Source organism: Pseudomonas sp. Pseusp11 (genome assembly GCF_047304405.1).
In the GTDB taxonomy this organism is placed as follows: domain Bacteria; phylum Pseudomonadota; class Gammaproteobacteria; order Pseudomonadales; family Pseudomonadaceae; genus Aquipseudomonas.
The window spans coordinates 1-19,308 of sequence record NZ_JBGLZF010000037.1; the positions used below are offsets into that span (position 1 = coordinate 1).

The window sequence follows — 19,308 nt, forward strand, 5'->3', positions numbered from 1 at the left end:
TTTTTTTTTTTTTTTTTTAAAAAAAAAAAAAAAACCCCCCCCCCCCCCCCCCCCCCCCCACAGCTCCTACAGTTCCTACAGCGCCCACAGGGGTTTGCAGCGCCACTCATAGTTTTTTGAGGTTTTTGAAATGAATGTTTTGATCATTGGCAGCGGTGGCCGTGAACACGCCCTGGCCTGGAAAGTGGCTCAGGATCCGCGCGTGCAGAAAGTGTTCGTTGCCCCGGGCAACGCAGGCACCGCCATTGAAGCCAAGTGCGAGAACGTCGCCATCGACGTGCTGGCCCTCGAGCAGCTTGCAGATTTCGCGGAGAAAAACGTTTCCCTCACCATCGTCGGCCCGGAAGTGCCGCTGGTTGCAGGCGTTGTCGATCTGTTCCGCTCCCGTGGCCTGGATTGCTTCGGCCCGACCGCGGGTGCCGCGCAACTGGAAGGTTCGAAAGCCTTTACCAAGGATTTCCTGGCGCGTCACAAGATCCCGACCGCCGACTACCAGAACTTCACCGAGATCGAGCCGGCCCTGGCTTATCTGCGTGAAAAAGGCGCACCGATCGTGATCAAGGCCGATGGCCTGGCCGCCGGCAAAGGCGTGATCGTGGCCATGACATTGGCTGAAGCTGAAGACGCGGTGCGCGATATGCTCGCTGGCAACGCGTTTGGCGATGCCGGTTCCCGCGTGGTCATCGAGGAGTTCCTGGACGGCGAAGAAGCCAGCTTCATCGTCATGGTCGACGGCAAGAACGTACTGCCGATGGCCACCAGCCAGGACCACAAACGCGTCGGCGACGGCGACACCGGTCCGAATACCGGCGGCATGGGCGCCTACTCCCCGGCACCGGTCGTCACCGCCGAAGTCCATCAGCGGGTCATGGACCTGGTGATCTGGCCAACCGTGCGCGGCATGGCCGAGGAAGGCAACGTCTACACCGGTTTCCTCTATGCCGGCTTGATGATCGACAAGGCTGGTAACCCAAAAGTTATCGAGTTCAACTGCCGTTTCGGCGATCCTGAGACTCAACCGGTGATGCTGCGCTTGCAGTCGAGCCTGGTGTTGCTGGTCGAAGCGGCCCTGGCGCAAGCGCTGGACAAGGTCGAAGCACAGTGGGATCCACGTCCGAGCGTCGGTATCGTATTGGCCGCTGGCGGTTACCCGGGTGACTACACCAAAGGCGTTGCCATCAACGGTCTGGATGCAGCCGCGGCACTGGAAGGCAAAGTCTTCCACGCCGGCACTGCACTCAAGGACGGTCAGGTGGTGACGGCCGGTGGTCGGGTACTGTGCGCAACCGCCATGGGCACCAGCGTCGACGCAGCCCAGCAGCAGGCTTACAAACTGGCGGCTAAAATCGACTGGGAAGGCTGCTTCTATCGTAAGGACATTGGCTACCGCGCCATTGCCCGCGAGCGTGGCGAAAATCAGGAATAAGCCATCCATTCGGCCAGGCAAGGGCTTGCAGCCCTTGCCGGACTATTCCGGCGCCGCGCATAGTTATAATCTGGCATCAACCTACGAAGGGATTTCGCCGTGCGCTGGCTCAGGATTGCCATAGGCTTCACCGTCACTCTGCTGACCTTGCTCTGCATGCTCCCGGCCCAGGCCACGCAAGGCAGTGGCTGGGCGGTATTGCTCGACGAACAGGGCGATCTACAGCTGAGCGACATCCGCTCCGGCCGCTACACCAATCAATTCAGTCCCGTCGAACTCGACCGCCTCACCGCAGCCGGGCCCGAGGGTGCGCTGTGGCTGCGTTTCAGGCTGGCACCCGGCAAACACGAACAGTTGCTGAGGGTGTTCGCCCCCGACCTGTCGCACCTCAATCTGTATGTGCTCGACGGCGACCAGCTGATCGATCAATTGAATACCGGCACCGGGCAGCCTCAGGCTGAGCGCCCCCTGCCCAGCAACGACTTCATGTTGCCGCTGCCACAAAGCGACAAAACCCTCGACATCTATATGCGACTGGTCTCCGAACACCAGTTTCGGCCTTACATCACCCTGCAATCGGCGGTCATGAGCGCAGCCACTCAGAACCAGACGTTGATCTACGGTCTGCTCTTTGGCTGTCTCGGGATGCTGATCCTGCATAACCTGACCCGCTACACCTACACCCGCTCGCGTAGCAGCCTCTGGCTGGCAGCGTGCGAAGGGTTGCTGCTGCTCAGCCTGGTGCTGCTGCTGAACCTGGCCCGCCCATGGTTGCCGAACTGGTCCGTCGTACAAACACCCGGTGCCTATCTTGCCTTGCTGCTGACCGCACCTTGCGGCCTGATGTTCGCCTACCGCTTCTTCGCCCCGCTCGGCCCACACCCGCTGAACAAGCTGCTGCTGGGGGACATCCTGTTCATCGTGGCCTGCGGCCTGCTGCTGTTGTTCGTCAACACCCTGCCGCTGAACCTGATCACGTACGCACTGGTTGCCCTGGCCGGCCTGAGCATGCTGTTCGTCAGCGCCCATCACTGGCAAAAAGGTTATCGCCCGGCCCGCCTGTTCGTGGCGGCCATGGTGGTGTTCAACCTTGGCACGTTGATTATCCTGCCGGCGCTGCAGGGGCTGACCCTTGTCGCCCCGCAAGGCCTGATCATCACCCTGCTGGTGTTTATCTGTATCAGTGGCCTGTTGATGAGTGTGGCCCTGGGCGAGCGACAGCGTAGCATCACCGAAGACCGTTTCAGCGTCAGTCGCGACCTGGCTGCCAGCAATGCCGAAATAAACGCCAAAGCTGAATTCCTGGCGAAAATCAGCCACGAAATCCGCACCCCGATGAATGGTGTGCTGGGCATGACCGAACTGCTGCTGGGCACACCGCTGTCGGTCAAGCAGCGCGACTATGTGCAAACCATCCATAGCGCCGGCAACGAACTGCTGACGCTGATCAACGAAATTCTCGACATCTCCAAGCTCGAGTCCGGACAGATCGAGCTGGACGACGTGCAGTTCGACCTCAATGCCCTGATCGAGGACTGCCTGAGCATCTTCCGCGCCAAGGCCGAACAACAGAACATCGAACTGATCAGCTTTATCCAGCCGCAGGTACCGCGCGTCATCAGCGGTGATCCGACGCGCCTGCGCCAAACCCTGCTGAGTCTGCTGGAAAACGCCCTGAAGAAAACCGATGAAGGCGAGATTCTGATCGTTGTCGCCCTGGATGAACGCAGCGCCAAACCGCGGCTGCGCATCGCCGTACAGGACAGCGGCCAGCCGATGGAAGCTGAAGAACGCGACGCGCTGATGCACGCCGAGCTGCACAGCAAGCATTTCCTCTCGGCCACCAGCCTGGGGGGCAATCTGGGGCTGGTGATTGCCCGTCAGCTGATCCGTTTGATGCAGGGCGAATTCGGCATCAAGAGCGGCGCCAACCAGGGCAGCACATTGTGGCTGACCCTGCCACTGGACCCGGACCGTCTCGAGCATCCGACCTCGGACCTGGACAGTCCGTTGCAAGGCGCACGCGTACTGGTTGTGGACGACAACGACACCTGTCGCAAGGTGCTGGTGCAGCAGTGCAGCGCCTGGGGCCTGAACGTCAGCGCCGTACCGTCCGGCAAGGAGGCCCTGGCGCTGCTGCGCACCAAGGCCCACCTGCGCGATTATTTCGACGTGGTCCTGCTGGACCAGAACATGCCCGGTATGACCGGCATGCAACTGGCCGCCAAGATCAAGGAAGACCCGAGCCTGAACCACGATATTCTGCTGATCATGCTCACCGGCATCAGCAACGCGCCGAGCAAGATCATCGCGCGCAACTCCGGGATCAAGCGCATCCTCGCCAAGCCAGTGGCCGGCTACACCCTCAAGACCACCCTGGCGGACGAACTGAACCAGCGCAACAACGGCCCGGCCACCTCGCAGCACCTGCCCACCGGCCCTACCCTTCCGGTCAAGGTACCCAGCGACTTCCGCATCCTGGTGGCCGAAGACAACAGCATCTCGACCAAAGTCATCCGCGGCATGCTGGGCAAGCTCAACCTGCAACCGGATACCGCCAGCAATGGCGAGGAAGCCTTGGTGGCAATGAAGGCCCAGCGTTACGACCTGGTGCTGATGGACTGCGAAATGCCAATCCTTGACGGCTTCTCCGCCACCCAGCAATTGCGTGCCTGGGAAGTCGGCAACCAGCGGATTCGCACCCCCGTGGTGGCGTTGACCGCACACATCCTCGCCGAGCACAAAGAGCGCGCGCGTCAGGCCGGCATGGACGGGCACATGGCCAAACCGGTCGAGCTGTCGCAGTTGCGCGATTTGATCGAGCATTGGGTTGCCCAGCGTGATCAGCAGAACCGCACAGTGTCGACCCTCTGAGAGCCCTCGGGCTGGGACTCGGTCAAATGTCCAGAGCGCTCAAGTATTTCAGGGACTGAGACACCACAGACTTCTTCACTTTCTCCCGAAACGTGCCGTAATGAAGCGTGTTGAACGTGATCGTGGTTATCTGTTCGGTGCTTTTTTGCTCGAGCGAATCATTGTTGCTGAACAGGAACCGAGAGATATCTCGCACTATCGAAAACTTGCGGTGATAGACCGCCATATCCACCTTGTGCGTGCCGTTCATCACGCAAGGAATCATCTGAAAGTAAGCCATATCTCCCTTCAGGGTCGTGGATTCAAACATTTCGAGCGCCAGCGAATTGCGCTCCAACGCTGTCAGGGCGCGGCTGATGGGTATTGAGAATCTATCACCGATGGACTCCCGGATACGTTGTATCGCCTTGCTGCCCATCGGAGCAGCTGGCGCGGGCGAAAACGTTTGAGGTGCGGGCACATCCCATCCCAGAAAACGAAGTTGCCCGCAGTAGTAGTCGAACCAGTCGCCCGATAATCCATCATTAATTGCATCGCGTGTGGCTCTTTGCGCAAAAGCCGTGCTCATGTAGACGTCTTCGCGGTGGGACGCCGGCAGATCGCTGGCGAACGACACGATACTGCCGCCAACCACCGCTGCCGGTGGTGCAATCAGATCCGTCATGACCGAACCTCCTCTGGCTGCGTGGTGCTGCAGGCATCGTCGCGCACGGTCAACATTGCAACATTGGTCTCAATCCGGTCCTTGACCTTCAGAGCAATTTGATCTCGTACAGGTGCATATACCGTTTCCGATAGATTCGCCCGGACGTAACGGCAGCTAATGATGCCTTGTACGTCTTCGCCCCAATAGAGGTGCGCCAAAGGGCTGGAACTCAGCAATTGACGGGTTTTGAGCTCGATACATACACTACTGAACGAAGTCGGTGTTGGCGCCACGATCACCAGCAAACGAACATCCATCGCAGGTGCCGACACCTCGGTGGACTGCTCTTCGGACACTTTTTGCATATGGCTGCGCAACAAGTTGGCTGCCGGGTTGATGTCCGATTCGTTGACAATTTGTGACAGCACTTCTGCAGTCACATGCCCTTCATCTGCCCCTACTTTGGACATCGCTGCGGCCACCCACTGAACCGCCGATTCAACACTCTCTGGAGGGAGACTCAAGTCTTCGCGCGCTTTACCGCGCCACATCCAGATACCATCCAAAACTTTCATGTAGGTGTCATACCAACTCACACCCGGCTCTAGTTCTGTTTTTTTATTGGCTGCCAACTGTGCATACAACACCGTATTGACCACATCATCATAAGCGGTCAAATCCTCTGATTCGGGCACTATCAAAACCGCAGCCCCGACAATCAACACTGAATAATCACATCTCATTTAAATACCTTCATACAGAGAAGGGCAGTCGTTTTTTTTCGACCGCCCTTCCAAGCATTCATCAAATGTCGTAATCGAGCTTATCAGCCGAGTACTTCACAAGTTTCGTTGCAATCAGCTCACGAGTAGCCGCAGCCAAAAGATCATTTTTTTCGAAAGCTGCCTCACCGCGATACAGACTTACGTCACGAACATCCGTATCGACGAACATTACTTTTACCGATGAATTCCGGCGTGTAAAACGTACTGCGCCAATGGCAAAAACAGTGGTCCCGTTCACATCGATACACGAGCCGGTCGTTACTCCACCCACACCTTGTGCCAGCAAGTTGCGCTCATAAAGCGTCAATGCGGTATCGCGTTTTTGCAGGGCGGCAATCGCATCACCCGCGGTTTTCAGCATCAGTGCAGTAGCCGGACCCGGTACGGCAAGGCCTGTGACTACCGAAGCAAGAATCTCCAGCACCATCTTGTCCATGCGGACACTGGTTCCCGACACGTTCAGATCGTTGTAGTACTTGCTGATGGTCATCCAACCCGTTTCACCCATGACTTTACAGAACTGCGCATACCATTCTTTGCCCTGGTGCTCCAGTGGAAACAGTTTGTTTGCCACAAGCGACGCATAGTGAAACGCATTCTGCGCGTCACTGCGGTTAATACCGGTGAGGTTACCGCTGAAACTAATGAGGCCTTCGCCTACAACCGATCCTTTCGACGGCGCTTCAATTTCGTCACCCGGCGCCAACAAACCACGAGATCTAATAAGCGGCGTCTCACCCAGATCATAACCCTGAAGATTTTCCAAGCAGGCAGCAATATAACTTTCACTAAACATATTATTCATAACTTCTTCCTTATTGACATTAAAGCAAGCTCCTCATGAACTTGCCGAAATAAACAATAAACAAATTAACCCACTACGACAAACCCAAACATGTAACATCATCCACAACAGCAATCACACAACTAACCATTCAGACTCAGCCCAACAGCCTACACATGAATAAAAATAACTTTCAGACCTTATAAACTCGACCCCCACAGGCACTTGACCAACTGATAGACTCCGATTCACCCGTCTCTGGATGCGAGCCAAAACCATGCTCCATGTGTTATTCAGCGTTTACCTGAAGATGTTGGTGCTCTACAGCCCGTTCTTCGTGTTGTCCTGCTTCATCAGCCTGACCCGCGGTTATTCGCGCAAGGAACAACGTCGCCTGGCCTGGAAAGTGGCAATTGCCACACTGGTTTCCAGCGTCTTGCTGTACCTGTTCGGGAGGGTGATATTTGACGTGTTCGGCATTACCGTGGATGCATTTCGCATCGGCGCCGGCAGCGTGCTATTCATTTCGGCGCTGGGCATGGCTCAGGGCAAGTCGGTGGTGCAGACCGACAATGTGCAGCAGGACGTGACCATCGTCCCGCTGACCATCCCCCTGACCGTCGGCCCGGGCACCATCGGTGCACTGTTGGTGATGGGTGTCAGCCAACCGCACTGGGACGACAAACTCACGGCCATTCTCAGTATTGCCCTCGCCAGCTTCACCGTTGGCGTGGTGCTGTATTTGTCGAACCGCATCGAACGGATTCTGGGTGACCAGGGGTTGCAGATTGTCAGCCGATTGATGGGATTGTTCGTGTGCGCTCTGGCGGCACAGATAATCTTCACCGGGGTGAAAGGTTATCTGGTGCCTTAATCAGCCAAGGAGCTCTAAAAAGCCGGTTCTGCAAGCGCCTCGATCTGATGATTCGACATCAGCTCCGTTAGCATTGCGCTGCCCGAAACGCCCTTTTGCCTCAGCAACTCGGTCACTATTTCCGAAACCGCGCGCGATCGATAACCACTGAGCGCAAGGAACACGTCCCCCCGCAACGTCACATCCGATGAGTAAACACCGCGAAAGATCAGACTGTGCCCGCTGTCCAGGCCGTTCATTACCAGGTGTTCATCGACCAGGCTGACCCATAACTGATCCATGATTGAAGCGTCCAGAATCAGCTTCCCCGGAATCAAGGGTGGGAGCTCAAGCGGGTAACGACAATCGACGATAACCGATTCAAGTTTCAACCACGCCGCCTGGGTCAGCCGGCTAGTCGTTGTCCCTTGACCCATTTTGAGCACCAGGATGCTGACATCATCGGCAATCAACGGGAATAGGTCATCGGCCGTCTTCAGCCCCTCGACCACCAGTACTTCGGCGTTTCGCTGAATATACTCAAGCGGCCCGACCGTATTTTTTTGCGGATAGGTGTGCAACAAACCATTCCCGATCTGGTGCAGCATCACATTGGTTTGATGCCGGGTACCCACCAGTGTGTATTGCGCAGGAAGGGTGGTTTTCGGAATCCGGATCAATCGTCCGGTCCGGACCACATACCATTGAAGGAAGTCAGGATCTTTGACGGACAGAAAATCGGCGCATCGATGTTGGTTCGCCAGCGCCGCCAGCCGCTCACTCAATGGACCGTCCAGTGCAGCGACCCAGAGGCTGTCCACACCTGTAACCCGTACCGGTTCGTTGTGCTGTAAATCCACCTCCACGCCCTCGAGAGTCGTCGCCCTCAGACCCGCGCCCTCTACCGTCACGTCGGTAAAGGTCCAAGGGGTCCACACCTGTATCGGGGCCGGCAATGCCTCTACTTGCAAAAGTCTGGTGCCCTGGGCAAATGCCGTACTCAAATGTTTCGTATCAATAAAGCGCTGGCTGAAAATCTTGCCCGTTGAAAGATCGAACAACCAGGCGGCCTGATTATCTGGAGCAATACTCAGTAACCGTACTTCTTTTCCATGGCCAGGATCCGAGAGCAACAGCCGTTCGTCCAGGTACCAGGCGCACAAACCGGCATCCCCCGTAAAGTTGGTCAAGCCAAGGAGGGCGAAACTCGACACCGGATAGCGCGTCGACACTTGCGGCAGTGCGGACCACCATTGGGCTCGATCCCTGAACCAGGTGTCGGTGAGTCCGCCCAATCGAAGCGTGCCATCAGGCATCACATTGAAGAACAGACCGGAATCGGTCAGAGCCAGGTAGCCCTGCTCAACGGCGACAACATTATTCAGGCCCGAGGGTGCAATTTCTGTGGAAGACCATTGCACGCGGCCATCCACCATCGACCTTTGCTGTCGCACGAGGCGTTGGTCAGGCTGGTCGTAGGTAACAAATACTTCGCCCTCGGCACCGGCAGGAACAATCAGTCGAAGATCATTCAGAATCGAATCTTTCCATCCCCGCGCATGGCGACGTCGGGCCGGCGCACGGATGATCAACCCGTCAACCTCTCGGACCCAGACCAGATCGTGCCACTTGTCTTCGAACTGCCAACAAATCGAAACCAGCGCACCGGGGCGCCAATTCACGGTATCGATGGACTCTGCCGGCAACACATAGTTGCCCAGCACCTGCTTCCAGTCCGTGAGCGTGTTGACCTGTAGAACAGCCTGCAATGCCGGATCGTGACCGCGGGTGAGCGAGCCAAGCAACACCGCACCGTCATGGATCATATATGTCAGCTCATCATGCGGGCCTTCCTTTGGAATGGACCGCTGCACGATCTGAATGCCGCCATTGGCCACGGCCTCACAGCGGACAATGGTCAAGCCTTCTCTTACCAGCAAACGGTATCGTTGAAGCAGCGTGCCGGTGATCGCGTCGACCTGCCAGACATCGAAGTTCTCGGGGTGATAGAAATAGGCCGAGCCCTCGACCACCGCGCCCAATACGACCTCGTCGGCCAACAGCACATTCGGGTCGCGGATATACAGAAAACGATCCTCAGCCGAGTCGTAATACGCAGCCACCGTCCTCGGTTCGTCCGGCTTTTCAAACGGCACCACAAAGTTGTGAACGGGGGTGTAAGGCATGGCCAGGCGATGTTCACGAGCCAGTGATTTGAAGTGATCCAGCAACGCTTGCTCTCCGAGCGCCGGATCGGCCGTTTCTTCGACAACCTCCAATTGCAGGGCAACGAGATCAACGCGCACGATCTTGTTACCTGCCAGTTTGAGCAACACATCGTGAACCCCGCTACCTGTGAACCTCACAGCCAGAGTGCCCAACATGAGGCTGCCCGCAGGCTCTATCTGGATATCTGTCTCCGCCAGCCAGGTAGCCAGCAACACCCAGTGCATGGCCGCGTGACCCGGTGCGTCGAGCTCAAGACTCACCCCCTGATTGAGCAGCACGGAACATTGAGCACCGGCACCCGCTATCCGATAGGAGACCAGGCCGTGCCATGCCTTGGGTAGCACAGGCACCACCAGCGAGCGCTCAACATTATCGAGACGAACGTTGAAAACTGTTGGTTTGCAGACAGGGTTCAGTCGGTGGACGACGTACTCACCCGGAAACGAATAAAAGGAAAACAGGAACTGCCATTTCCCCTGTTCATTCTTTTTTTCCAGCCGACGTGCCGTATCGAATCCGTCAGCATGACGAAACGTGACGAACGGCAGCAACTTGTACTCATAGCCATACCAGGTTTTGGGTGTGCACGGCAAAACGATCGTCTGCCCAGGCTTCGGCGAAAAAAGCGCCGAGCCCGGCAACTCAAGGCCCAAGCGTATATCAATAGCGCGGTGGTAATCCTCATCGTAATCCGGAACCCCGAAATGATCCCGAAGCGGGAACAGTTTAGGGCTGTCGAAATGGACCGTTGATGCGCGTAAATCCAGTTCGGTGAACACCAGCAACGGATGTGCAATCCAGGCATCCGACGCCTTGTCCAAGTGAAAGCCGCCCTGAAGATACGCTTTCTCCAGTCGTTCAAAAAAGAGGCCGACCCCTTTGGCCTCCTCGGCAATGGTGGCAAACCCTTCGGCCAGCGCAGCGACACCCACCGCCAACCCGCCCAGAATCACCCCGACACCGCCCAGCACCGCAGATACGGCGCCTGCGCCGGCCAATCCCGCACCCAGCCCGGCCGCCCCCAACACAGCGCTCGCAGAGTCGAACGCCAATTGCGTCCCGAATTGCGCCTTTTCAATGTCATTGCCGGCATGGCTCAACTGGTAAATATCAAACCCGACATTCACCATTCCCAACACCGTGCCAACGCCTTCATTCGCCACATGCCCCAACGCCTTTTGCACCAATGGCGCACTGGTGCGAGCGATCAGCTTTTCATCATCCAGGGCCTGTCGCACCAGTGTCACAACGCCAATCACATCCACCACATTGCCATGGACCAGTTGGGCGTAGTTGACGTAGGCATGCAGGCGAATGGCGGTGGTCAGTGCCTTGTCGCTACCGCCGGCCGCGCCTTCGTGATGACGCAGCGAGTTCATCAAGGCTTGTACGGTGAAACCGGCATTGAGCGTATGAACACTACCGGCGTCCACAGGATCAGGCGAGTTGGCCGGCGCACGCGGTTGAGCCGCCAAGGAATGGAAGGTTTGCGAGAGGAAGTTTTTAATCCTGAGGAGTCGATGATCATCGGTGGTGACACGCACAATGGTCTGCGCTGGATCGTTATTGACCAGACTGATCTTGTAAGCGCCTGTCGGGGTGATCTCCAATGTCTCAAACAATGCAATGGCACCCGACGATAGCCCGTGTTTCTCCTGTAGCTGCCATGTCGCCTGCGCGATCTGCCCGCCCCACCAGTGAGCGTCCAGTTCCAGCAACGAACTGCCCAATACCCCATTGTTGACCAGTGACCGTCCTCGCGCGCTGGCCAGTCGCTGTCTTGCCCGGGGCGTCTGTTCAGGCAGGCTGCCTGACTCGGAAAGACTGGACACCCGGACACCCGACGGCAGCACTCGTTCATTGAGTCGGCCAGCGTCGAGGTCAATCAAATCAAAGGTTGGACGCGCAGGCTCTCCATATGCTGCGTAAGGCTTGGCCATCTCTTGCCGAACGAAAAAATGTGTCAGCGCTTTGCTGAGCGCTTCAGCGGTATCAAACTCGAAAACACTAAAATTCGGATCGTAGAAATGATAAGTACTGCGGCCTCCACTGAGTGTTTTAGCCACCAGCATCGAGTGGTTGTCAGAGTTGAGCATCAGGGTGCTACTGCCGGTTTTACCTTCGAGCGTCGCAATGACGTGTGCCAGATCGGAGCGCACCACCGGTCCGCCCAAGTCATGGACGTCAACATCGCGCAGTTCCTCGATAATGCTCACAAACGCTTTCGAATGGCCGGTGTCAGGTTCAATGACCGCCAGGTAAAACCGTTCACGCAGTGTGTTGGCAGCTTCATCACCCTTGCTGATCGCCGCCGCCATGGCCAATGCCAATGGGTAGCAACGCCCCGCGATCCGGTCGCCGACCCCCTGAAGCAACAAATCCTGCGGCACCAGTTTGAAGCTGCCGTGATCGAAACTTTCCAGCACATCGGCCATGCGCTCGGCAATCCGGTCACGGAATTCGAGTTTTGCTACCTGCTGAATACGGGCGACCTGACGCCCCCATTGCAGCAAGGTCAGAGCCCCCTCCAGCGCCTGCTTCTTCAGTTCAATGCTGGTCTCGGACAACGCCAAGGAAGGTATCGAAGCGCTGGCCAAACCGGCAACGAATGCGGGGTGATTTTCTTTGAACAGCTCCCGTTCAATCGCCCCGTAACGGTGTGACACGCCCAACTCAGACACATTGTTGGCGAGGTTTTCCAGGCGTGCGTTGACGTGTCCGAAGTTGCGTTGATCCATTGCCCGCGCGCCCAGCAACGAACCGATCAACCACCGCTGCAAGGGGTTAAGCTGTTCAACCTGCAAAGTGCCCCGGCCAATTCGATGAAGCAATTCATCAAGCGGCAGATCCCCGTCTGCCGGCTCTCCGACCAACGATGGCGGTAGCGTGATCTCCTGCGTGAGGATGGACTGGCGCTCGTCAAAACTCAGCTGCACTTGCTTGTCGAAAGTCACTTCACCAGAGACACGTTGGCTCATCGCTCGCAAAAAGGGTTCACCAAGGTGCTGCGCCAAGGACTGCAACAAATCGGTCGACATCACATGTCGACCTTCGATGACTGGCCAGCCATGGTCGAAATGGATTGTCTGACTCTTTAGTAATTGATCCACCTTGCCGACGTAACGCGCCTTGAATTGCCCGGCCTCCCAACGTTGTTTTTCCCTGCGCAGCCACTCGACGGTGTCGCTTTCGTTTTCTTTCCAGGAATGATCCAGCTCCTCCTCGGTGTCCCGGTTCACCATGGCGGCGGCGACAATAGCCACATCCTTTCGCCACGCCCCCGCTGCTGGAGGTATGGAGTGGATTTTTGCGTAATCCGCGAGTGCATCGCGCATCGCAGCAGGCCCGGTCAGATAGATTGTCACTTCGCTCTGGGGGCGAATGCCGTCGCTGTAGTAAATCGCTGCGGCTTCCACCAAAAAAGTGAGGGCGAGTTCTTCTTCAGGCGGGAGTGCATCCAACGAACCAAATTTTTTCTCGACCACCTCCCGCGCAAAACCGCTCATGGCCTCGCTATCAATCAAGGCGACCTGGTTCTCCATAGCCAAGCGGGTCGTGGCATCAACAATCTCATAGTTGAGTTTGAAACGATCGATGACAGCACTCAACATTGCCGATCCGGCATGAGCCATGAGAAACGCATTACTCAGGCTGGCCTGCTCGGCAACTGCCCGCATTCCATCCGGACGTACGAGACGTTCGACGGGGGCGCGAAAAACGCTGTTCAAGTCCGGGCGACTTTTCGCGAAACGCTCCAGTGCGGGACGATGCTCTGCAGGGATGACTTCGAAATAGTTTGTATATTTACCTCTTAACGCTTCTCGACCTGGCATCCATCCAGGATTTTGATCGAGCAACAACTGCAACACGCCCAGGCGCTCATCACTGCTGAATTGATTGATCTCCACATCGCCCAACTTTTCTACAAGAGGTGGCAAGTTATCGACATCTGCGTAAAATCCGCCTTCAGCCATCAAAGCTTCAATGCGCACCACATCGGAGGCGGCGGCAAAATTGCCTCGCAAACTTATCTCGCGCTCATAAATGCTCTGCAAGTGCAGCGGTGTTGCATTCTCCGCCAGGTTGCGGAGTTCCACTCCCGCCAATGCCAAAATGCTCTGACCATTCTTTTTCCGCAACATTTCCAGGGCCGTTTTATCCTGGCCATACCCACGGACCAGAAGATCAATCCGGGCATCATCCGCTTTAACACCGCGTTCCACCGCCTTGTTGATATGTGCGAACATTTGCTGCTTAAGAACAATGGCTCGCTCTTCATATTTGTCACCCAGCTCAAGAAATGTTCCCGTGCTATGTCCGCCATTAATCATCGCATCGGCCTTCGCGGCCTCGACAATGATCCGATTGGTTTCATAGGCCAATAACGCATCGCTGTCATACCAGAGTTTCACGGCATAATCGTGCCCGGCCAAAACCTTGCACCAAACATTAATGTAGTCGCGCTGAATATTTCCAAGCCCCCCTCCAAGCCAAACGAAGTGTAGATTTTTCGGCACTTCGGTTGCTGCGGCAGACAGCTCTGCAATGCTGGTGGACAGGCGCGTGTGAAAGCCTTCGACTCTGTCGCGGATTTCAGTCAAACCCGGAGCTTCAGCGCCCTCCGGCGCAGCTTTCGGCTCCACTTCCACAGCACGTCGATGCCGGCTCTTGGATTCAACAAAAGACCCCAGGGCTTCGCGCAGCAAACCAAGCGGTGGAAGCATTCTCGGAAAATCGAGCATGCCGATACAAGAAAAGTAATATCGAAATACCGCATCGTATTTCTCTGTACCCTTATGTTCCTGTAACGCCTTTTCAAGATCAGACAGTTTAAATAAGTCAATAAAATTGACGTAACCGCTCACACGACGAGCCGTTTGCTCACCCATAAAGATACTTCCCTGTAAAAATAAAGATTCCTCACCCATTAAAATGAATGGGGGCGTCCGACACTCATTCAACACTAACTGAACAGCACTTCAGCCCGGAAGCAAAAAACAAACAACTGATGACCAACCGAACACCCAGAAACATTAAAGCCATCAAACACAACAAAAAAAGACAAGCGAAAAAGCAACCATCAACAAACGCGACAGTTTCTTTTGCACTAGAGAAAAACAAACTTACATCAAGACATCTAATCGCCTGCCGCAAAAACTTCCTGTTTATCAACGCCAGGCCATTTTGAAACGCGGCCTCCAGCGAGGCCGCCGACACTCATGATGTTGGCTTGTCGCCATACCAACGAGGCGTATACACCCACTTGCCGCCCTCGGCACGAGGAAACACGCAAGTGGTGGAGGAGCCGATCAGCACCATGGTGCGCATGTCGACCTGATCGGGGGTCAGTTCGCCGAGCGTTGTGACCCGGAGCGTCTGGCCGGGGCGACCGATGTCACGGCCCAGCACCACCACCGTTTCCGGCGTTCGATGCCGGCCGACGATGTCCAGCGCCTGGCCCAGTTGCCATGGCCGTGCGCGGGAGATCGGGTTGTAGAACGCCAGCGCCAGATCGGCCTCGGCCGCCAGGTCCAGACGCTTTTCGATGATCGTCCATGGTTTGAGGTTGTCCGACAGCGACATCACGCAGAAGTCATGGCCCAGCGGCGCACCGGCCTGCGCAGCAGTGGCCAGAGAAGCAGAAACGCCTGGAAGGATCTCCAGATCAACGCTGTGCCATGCAGGCTCACTCGACTCGTGTAACGCCTCAAGCACCGCCGCCGCCATGGCGAACACGCCCGGATCCCCGGATGAAACCACCACCACCGAGCGTCCTTGGGCGGCCAGCTCAAAGGCGTGGCGAGCGCGTTGCATTTCCTCGCGATTGTCGGTGCAATGCAGCACCTGATCGTCGCGAAACGGCCCCGCCATGCGCACGTAGGTTTCATAACCGAGCACGTCATTGGCGCGCGCCAGTTCGGCCTTGACCGCCGGCACCATCAGTTCGGCAGCGCCAGGGCCCAAGCCGATCACAGCCAAACGACCGCGCGCACGACCGATCTGCGCAAGCTCCAGTGGCTGACTGGCCACCGCGATGGCGATCCCGCTGTCCGCCGTCACGATTGTGGCGTTCGGTACGGTGTGGCGGGCCAACTCGCTGACGCCGCTGACCGACGCAAACCGCAGCGGCACGCCCAACTCAAGCGCCGCCTCGCGCAACGCAGGGTTGGCCATGTCCAGGTCGCTGGCCAACAGGCACGCCAGCGATTGCACGGCGATTTTCGCCTGATGCAAAGCCATTCGAACGGCGCTCGGCAGGTCCGCCACCTCGGCGCTCACCGCCACCAGCACGCTGCGCGGGTAGATCATCAATTCATTGGCCGCAGGCGTGCGCTCGGCACTGCCGACATGAATCGACAACCGAGCCTGGGGATCTTCCGGTAACTGTGCCTGATCAAGCCACGGCGCAGCCCCTTCAATGCGCACGCTTTGGCCCGCGAGCAAATCCGAGACGAAGCGCTTGCCCAGTTCCAGATCACCCAGGGCGTAGCCGCTTGGTGGATTGAGCAGGCAAGTGCCGAAGCGCAATTCACCGCTGGTGGTGATCGCCGCCGCGACGTCCAGGCCGGCGGCAATCTCGCGCGCCATGACGTTCACCCCGCCGAGACCACCGAGCAGCGGCACCACCGCGCTGCCGTCCTCAGCCACGGCCAGCACCGGCGGCTCGACACCCTTCTCCAGCAACAATGGCGCCAGGGTGCGGATCACGATCCCTGCCGCGCACAGGGCGATGATCGGTGTGTCTTGTTGATAAAGCTCACGCAGGGTCGCGCCGAACTCGTGATAGACACGGTCCGCGCCCTCAACCCGCTCGGCCAGGCCGTGGATCATTGCGCCGGGATACACCTGCTGGATTTTGCGCGCGGTCGCGAGGCTGCCATTGCCCAGAATGACGATCGCCGGAACGGGACGGGACATCAACCTTGCCACCTTTCACCGGGAACGATGATCAGCGAGAAATACGGCGAGGACATCGGCTCGACCTGATCCAGCGGCACGATTTTCTGGTTGGCCATGGTCGCGCGCTCCACATACAGCGCACGCTCTGCCAGACCGAGTTCTTCGAGCACCTGACGGACCTTGGGAAAGTTGCGCCCCAGTTTCATGATCACTGCCGCATCGGCATCGGCCAGGCGACGCTTGAGGTCTTCGTGGGGCAGCACGCCGGACAACACCGACAGGCTCTGATTGCGATACACCAGCGGCGCGCCCAGTACCGAGGCGCCACCGAGCATCGAGCAGACACCCGGCACGACTTCGGCTTCGTAACGCTCGGCCAGTCGATCGTGCAGGTACATGTAGGAGCCGTAGAAGAACGGATCGCCTTCGCAGATCACCGCCACATCACGGCCGGCGTCCAGATGCGCGGCGAGTTGTTCAGCGGCCGTATCGTAGAAATCGCTGATCACTTGTTCATACGACAACGGCGCCGGGAGCGCTTCGGTGGTCACCGGATAAACCAGCGGTAGCAGGGTTTGTGGATCTTGCAGATGCGCTTCGATGATGCCGAACGCATTGCCCTTCTTGCCCTTGGCAACGAAGTACGCCACCACCGGCGATTCGCGCAGCAGGCGCAAGGCTTTGACAGTAATCAGTTCCGGATCACCGGGGCCGACGCCCAGGCCGATCAAACGTCCAGGTTGCTGCATCATTCGATCTCCGTGGCGAGGGCATTGACGGCGGCGGCGGCCATGGCGCTACCGCCCAGCCGGCCTTGCATGATGACGAAAGGCACGCCACGGCTGTCCGCCGCGAGCATCGCCTTGGATTCGGCGGCGCCGACGAAGCCCACCGGGAAGCCGAGGATCAGCGCCGGCTTCGGCGCGCCGGCATCGAGCATTTCCAACAGATAAAACAGCGCGGTCGGCGCGTTGCCGATCACCACCACGCTGCCTTCCAGATGCGGGCGCCACAGCTCCAGCGCGGCGGCGGAACGGGTATTGCCCAACTCGCGGGCAAGCTCCGGCACGCTGTCGTCGCGCAGGGTACAGATCACCGGGTTGTTGGCCGGCAAGCGCACGCGGGTCACGCCTTCGCTGACCATCCGCGCGTCGCACAAAATCGGCGCACCGGCCGCCAGTGCATCGCGCCCGGCCTTGCCTGCGCCTTCGGAAAATTGCAGACCGTCGATGGCTTCGACCATGCCGCAGGCGTGGATCACCCGCACGGCGAGTTTCTCCAGATCGGCCGGAATACGGTCGAGGTTGGCCTCGGCACGAATGATCGCGAAGGAGTTGCGATAGATCTCCTGACCGTCGCGGATGTAATCAAGCATCAAGGGAACTCCGTGAGCGGGCGTCGAGCAAGGCTGCGACCGCTTCAATAGTAAGGTTGTGTGCGTGCAGGGCGCCGAAATCCGGATGCCCTGCATCGCGAAAATAGAGGTCGTAGTGACCGGGGGCGACGGCCAGCAGCGTGACCGGTGCTACATGGGCTGCGGCGCAGGAACGCTGGCAGCCGGACAAATGCACTGTTTGATCGTGACGTTGCAACAGCGCGGCCAATTGCATGGCGTCGCTCTTGGTATCGGCCAGGCCCTTGCCGCAGCCAGCGGAACCGGTGCAGGCGATCAACCGTGACAAAGGCTGACCGGCGTCACATAGCAGGCCCAGTTGCTCCAGATATCGAATGACTTCAGGCGCCCGCTCTTTTTGAACGTTGGGCAGCAACAGACTTTGCCATGGGGTGAAACGCAGGCTTGCGTCGCCGAATTCGCACGCCAGTTGCGCCACGCCCCTGAGCATGACGGGATCGAGCCGCCCCAACGGAGGGACGGCGCCGATGTAGACGTATTCGGTTCCAACCTGTGGATGGACGCCGATGTGCAGGGCACCCGGAGTCAACAAGCGCTGCCAATCGGTAATCGACTTCAAGGGCACACGCTCGGCCAGGCGAGCGAGAAACTCTGCGAGTGGATACTCGGCCAACAAATGACGCATTCGTGTTTGATCCGGACGCGCCAGGTCGAGAAACAACTCCAGCACCGCTACCACCAGTGCGTGCCCCTGCTCGAGTGACACCGCGCCTGCGGGCCTGTCCGTAGGGCAACCCGCCAGACCGAACGCCAGCAACAGCTCGCCGTTTCGCTCAGCAGCAGACAACCACAGATCATGCGGGTGTTCGAGCATCGCCAACGCCTCGCCGCCATCGAGTTGCACGGCAAACTTGGCGCTGAGTTCGTGGAAACGTTCGTGGCTTTGCAGGGTGGTGAGGATCTGCTCCGCCAGCGCATGCGTGTCGAAGAGCATGTGCCGGTCAATCCCGGCAGACGGGCTGAGCATCAGATTGCGCACATCGTCGCCCGCCGCGGTACGCGGCCCCAACCCTGCGGCGAGCAGGCTGTCGATCAAAGCCGTCTGCTCACTGCCAATTCCGCGAATCTGCAGGTTGGCCCGGTTGGTCGCCTCGATCACGCCCCCGGCAAACCGTTCGGCCGCGCTGGCCACCGCTTCAGCCTGGGCCGCGCTGATCGAGCCGCCGTTCAATTTGATCCGGCAGATTCCGCCATCCAGCGCCGGGACGATACGCAGCAACCCCGGGCAGGCCGAGGGGCGTAAGGCGGTAGACATCGGGCGTTCGTTCAATGAGTGACCGGCTGACTGGATGCAAGTGAAGGGCGAAGGGCTGCCATTATGCCTGCTTTGCCCAAGCGCATGAAAAGTCTGCCGGTCGGAAACGCTGCCGAAGTATCAATCAAGCAAAAGAAGGCTT

At 58.0% G+C, this 19,308-nt stretch carries 11 protein-coding genes; 3 read left to right on the forward strand and 8 right to left on the reverse strand.

The annotated features are described in order from the left end of the window. The first annotated feature begins 130 nt into the window (after positions 1 to 130). Both purD and ACCC96_RS23870 read left to right on the forward strand, forming a co-directional pair. Positions 131 to 1,426 (forward strand): phosphoribosylamine--glycine ligase, encoded by a 1,296-nt coding sequence (gene purD / locus ACCC96_RS23865; protein ID WP_413697074.1) that lies wholly within the window; start codon positions 131 to 133, stop codon positions 1,424 to 1,426. 99 nt (positions 1,427 to 1,525) lie between these two features. Then, positions 1,526 to 4,300 carry a hybrid sensor histidine kinase/response regulator gene (locus ACCC96_RS23870; protein ID WP_019650622.1) on the forward strand — a complete coding sequence of 925 codons (2,775 nt, stop codon included), beginning with the start codon at positions 1,526 to 1,528 and terminating at the stop codon, positions 4,298 to 4,300. A 22-nt stretch (positions 4,301 to 4,322) separates the two neighbouring features. On the opposite strand, the gene ACCC96_RS23875 is transcribed toward ACCC96_RS23870, so the two are convergent. The 3 genes from ACCC96_RS23875 to ACCC96_RS23885 all read right to left on the reverse strand — a co-directional run bounded on the left by ACCC96_RS23875 (position 4,323) and on the right by ACCC96_RS23885 (position 6,536). After that, a complete protein-coding gene (locus ACCC96_RS23875) occupies positions 4,323 to 4,964 on the reverse strand; it encodes a hypothetical protein (protein ID WP_019650623.1) in 642 nt (213 codons plus the stop codon). Next, entirely contained in the window at positions 4,961 to 5,689 is a 729-nt protein-coding gene (locus tag ACCC96_RS23880; protein WP_413697075.1) for a hypothetical protein, read from the reverse strand. The genes ACCC96_RS23875 and ACCC96_RS23880 overlap by 4 nt, the downstream gene beginning before the upstream one ends. 61 nt (positions 5,690 to 5,750) lie before the next feature. Continuing rightward, a complete protein-coding gene (locus ACCC96_RS23885; protein WP_413697076.1) occupies positions 5,751 to 6,536 on the reverse strand; it encodes a hypothetical protein in 786 nt (261 codons plus the stop codon). 256 nt (positions 6,537 to 6,792) lie between these two features. Between ACCC96_RS23885 and ACCC96_RS23890 the strand changes: the two genes are divergently transcribed. Further along, positions 6,793 to 7,389: a MarC family protein gene (locus tag ACCC96_RS23890; protein ID WP_019582263.1), complete on the forward strand. Its 597-nt coding sequence runs from the start codon at positions 6,793 to 6,795 to the stop codon at positions 7,387 to 7,389. Between the two features lie 14 nt (positions 7,390 to 7,403). On the opposite strand, the gene ACCC96_RS23895 is transcribed toward ACCC96_RS23890, so the two are convergent. From ACCC96_RS23895 to cobG, 5 genes are all read right to left on the reverse strand, one after another. After that, positions 7,404 to 14,486: a TcdA/TcdB pore-forming domain-containing protein gene (locus ACCC96_RS23895; RefSeq protein ID WP_413697077.1), complete on the reverse strand. Its 7,083-nt coding sequence runs from the start codon at positions 14,484 to 14,486 to the stop codon at positions 7,404 to 7,406. Between the two features lie 328 nt (positions 14,487 to 14,814). Next, the gene (gene cobJ, locus ACCC96_RS23900; protein WP_413697078.1) at positions 14,815 to 16,515 is read right to left on the reverse strand and encodes a precorrin-3B C(17)-methyltransferase; all 1,701 of its coding nucleotides are present in this window, start codon (positions 16,513 to 16,515) and stop codon (positions 14,815 to 14,817) included. Then, on the reverse strand, positions 16,515 to 17,246 hold the full coding sequence (locus tag ACCC96_RS23905) for a precorrin-2 C(20)-methyltransferase (RefSeq protein WP_018928431.1): 732 nt from the start codon (positions 17,244 to 17,246) through the stop codon (positions 16,515 to 16,517). The genes cobJ and ACCC96_RS23905 overlap by 1 nt, the downstream gene beginning before the upstream one ends. Further along, the gene (locus tag ACCC96_RS23910; protein WP_413697079.1) at positions 17,246 to 17,872 is read right to left on the reverse strand and encodes a precorrin-8X methylmutase; all 627 of its coding nucleotides are present in this window, start codon (positions 17,870 to 17,872) and stop codon (positions 17,246 to 17,248) included. Before ACCC96_RS23910 ends, ACCC96_RS23905 begins: the two co-directional genes overlap by 1 nt. Next, the gene (cobG, locus tag ACCC96_RS23915) at positions 17,865 to 19,166 is read right to left on the reverse strand and encodes a precorrin-3B synthase (protein ID WP_413697080.1); all 1,302 of its coding nucleotides are present in this window, start codon (positions 19,164 to 19,166) and stop codon (positions 17,865 to 17,867) included. Before cobG ends, ACCC96_RS23910 begins: the two co-directional genes overlap by 8 nt. Between the last annotated feature and the right edge of the window lie 142 nt (positions 19,167 to 19,308).